This is a genomic window from Lawsonibacter sp. LCP25S3_E2 (assembly GCF_052117285.1).
Classification (GTDB): Bacteria; Bacillota; Clostridia; order Oscillospirales; family Oscillospiraceae; genus Lawsonibacter.
In genome coordinates, this window is sequence record NZ_JBQKJL010000048.1 from 1 (window position 1) to 3,085 (window position 3,085).

Sequence of the window (3,085 nt, forward strand, 5' to 3'; positions counted from 1 at the left end):
TTGCTTGCTCCTTTCGAATGTTTGTGTGGTAACTTCATTCTACCAGAGCCTGCAAGCTATGTCTTCTTTTATGCGATTTTCAATTTGCGCAACTTATTGTACCTTATCCATGTTACACCTCCACGGTCCATAAATATAAATAAAATTAAGTGATAAATGCAGAAAAACCGCCATTTCGGACGGTTTTTCTGACAGAATTGTCTTTTGTTGCCGAAAAAGATACGAAGCAAACAGGGATATGCCTAAACTCAAGTGGAATCTCAGCCACGTGAATTGGCACTGCCAATAAGTCCCTTATCGTACCTTATCTGCAAAAATGCATGTCTAAAAATCTTGCGGTACAGATATTTGAATGTTTTTATTGCACCAATGAAATACTTTACTCAATTCGTCAATCTCAATAAACGTTAACTGCCCAAAGTGGGTAGAAGTGTTTGTTATGCTGTACAAACTTCATGTTTTATTGCATCTGCTACATGCTTTGATCTCGTATTTCCAGTTTTCCCTGCCAATTCAGCTGCAATAGCTTCTTGGTCAACTTTTAGCTTATCCAATAAAAAGCTGTGCCTTAATTCAAAACTTTTGAATACATCATCCCATGTCAAAGCATATATTTCATAGTTTTCAATTTTAGTAACTAAGCCTTTTTTACCATATGCTTCTTGTGCAGCATATCTGCTCTTAACATCATCATCCACTTCACTACATACAGCAAAAAATTTCCATCTGCGATGCTGACTATTGAACTTAGGCTGCCGACGAATAAAGTCCATATAATCCTCGACTTGGCGAAGTACTTTCTTTGTAAGTGGTATTTTTGGGGCTTTTAACTCAACAACTATATTTTCTTCAATTTCGCTTCCAGTACTATCTTCAAGTTTTCTTGCACCACAAGCAAAAATATCCATGCGGCGCATTTCTTCTTGATCTGGTAACAAAGTTGCATCAGGAGCATCATCACCATATAGCAGATACAGATAAGATTCTAGAGCTTTTTGCATACGTTGGTCTGCAGAAACAAGATTATATTGCTCGCCAAAAATCCAGTAATGTTGCTCCATAATTTTTTGTACGTGGTCACGCTCGTTTGCATAATTGGAAAGATCAAAGACAATTCGCTTAAGTCCTTCAATAACTTTGTAACGATCCTCAATAAATTTGATCGTATCAACGATATTTCCAAGTTTAGTCCGTTTGAGAACTACTGCAAATTCTTCTCGCTGTGTAGGTGTGAGTTCTACAACACTCTCAACAATCGAAAGGACATTTTCTCGTTCATCTGTATTTAATAGCAAATTCAGCAAGCCCAGGAGCGATTTTTCCTGGACATCCTTTAGGTTATAAAAGATACGTGGTGCTAAATAATACATCTCCTTTGTAACCTGAATCAGATCTTTTTTTCGCATTTGGTCATAAATATTATCTCCAAATGCGGGGAATGACTTGCGATCAAGCATTGCAGAGATTGCTTTATCGGCTTGACCCGCCATATAGCTGTTCATCTGCCCACTAATTATATCTTGTATTTTCCGTTTAAGTTTCCGCAAAACAGCTCGATCAGTGTCTTCCAGCGAAATTTGCCCATCAATTTCTGCTGAGGCGTTAGAGAGAGAAATATTCTCTTTCCCTGAAAAGAAGTTTCCTTTTACGTATACGCTGTGGTTAAAATTAATAGTATTGCGGTTGAATGTTGTTGTGTCTTTCCCATGCAATATTCCGTCTCCATCTAAATAGTAGGAGCAAAAGTTCTCTCGGATTTTTTCTGCCCACACTATAAGTGTTACAGAGAAACTATTTCCATCGACTTGAATATTTTTAGTTATACTCGCCTCGGTGTTAATATATTTTGTAAAGTCAACCGCTACCCCATTTACTGTCAAAGAAATTCCCTTATTTCTGTTTAGGTAAAGATACCATGCAAAGGTTTTGAGCAAACACTCAGCTAAAACTTCATATGACATATCTTCTTGGTGCAGATTATCAATTCCAGTAATAGTTACAACTGTACCTGTATCTGCATCAATCGGGGTGGGCTCTGAAATATCGTACACGTTTTTGTTTTCGGCGTTTATTGAAATAGAATAGGCCACTTTTTTACCACTGCTATTGGCAACAGTTTCCCATGTCGCCCTTCGCGCAAAGGCATAGCATGAAAAGCGGCCTTTTCCTTTATTTGCTTTAGATTTTAATTGTAAAGAAAGACCGTTCTTATTAGAAGCTAAAAAAGTGCCAAAGGTATCATCTATTGTTTCAAGGCAAATTCCATCACCATCGTCTTGGATAATAACTGATTCGATACCCCCTAAGCTATTACCTGTGAAGGTGACAGATACATTCATGGCATTTGCCTCAAAGCCGTTCCAAATATATTCGCAGAGGGCTTCCTTATAGTCTTTTGTAATGCCAGATATTTCTATACTCTGGCTTTTCACACATAGTTCCTTTTTCACCTGTCTGCCCCCCAATATTTATTCGCAACTATTATATTGGATATTTTTTTAAATGGCAACCCAAACAATTCCAACGAAAGCATTTTTAACTGCGATAAGATAAGTAGCACGCTGTTCAGCGATTAGTCCTGTTTATATAGTTGCAGAAGTCAAAACAATGACTTGCGCAAATCGAGAAAAAGTGAAATCATTGCGGCATTCTCTATAGACCTGCAATGTTCATATACTTCACAATACATGGTTAGAAGAGTACAGAAAAAGAATGCTCAATCTAACTTCACAAGATAAAATAGACACATCTAAAACCAAAAGGATGTGTCTATAATTATGCCTAAAAAGTATTCTGATGTGGAAAAACAGGAAATTCTTACTGCATATCAGCACGGTCAAACTCTTGCAAATATAGGTGGAAAATTCGGTGTTGCCCCCAGCACTATTTATCGATGGGTTAAAGATAAAAAGGAGTGTATAACTGAAGAAAATATGCTGCCAATGGATATCCGGAATCTTTTGTTCCAGAAAGATGCGAATTCCAGTCAAACGGAGCGCCCGTTCCGGAGGAACGGTGCGCCCATTCCAACGCAAACGGCGTAGCCGTTCCATTCCAAACGGCGTGAAGCGCCGTCCATCCGTTC

At 38.1% G+C, this 3,085-nt stretch carries 2 protein-coding genes; one reads left to right on the forward strand and one right to left on the reverse strand.

Translation table 11 applies throughout. The annotated features are described in order from the left end of the window. Positions 1-437: 437 nt before the first annotated feature. Entirely contained in the window at positions 438-2,450 is a 2,013-nt protein-coding gene (locus ACTQ3R_RS16300; RefSeq protein ID WP_441780207.1) for an ATP-binding protein, read from the reverse strand. 327 nt (positions 2,451-2,777) lie between these two features. Here ACTQ3R_RS16300 and ACTQ3R_RS16305 point away from each other — a divergent pair, with 327 nt between their 5' ends. Next, a complete protein-coding gene (locus tag ACTQ3R_RS16305) occupies positions 2,778-3,044 on the forward strand; it encodes a transposase (protein ID WP_441780206.1) in 267 nt (88 codons plus the stop codon). The last annotated feature ends 41 nt before the right edge of the window (positions 3,045-3,085 follow it).

Excerpts from the sequence above, each read along its gene's own strand:
- ACTQ3R_RS16305 (WP_441780206.1), top strand. The coding sequence starts at position 2,778 with ATGCCTAAAAAGTATTCTGATGTGGAAAAACAGGAAATTCTTACTGCA.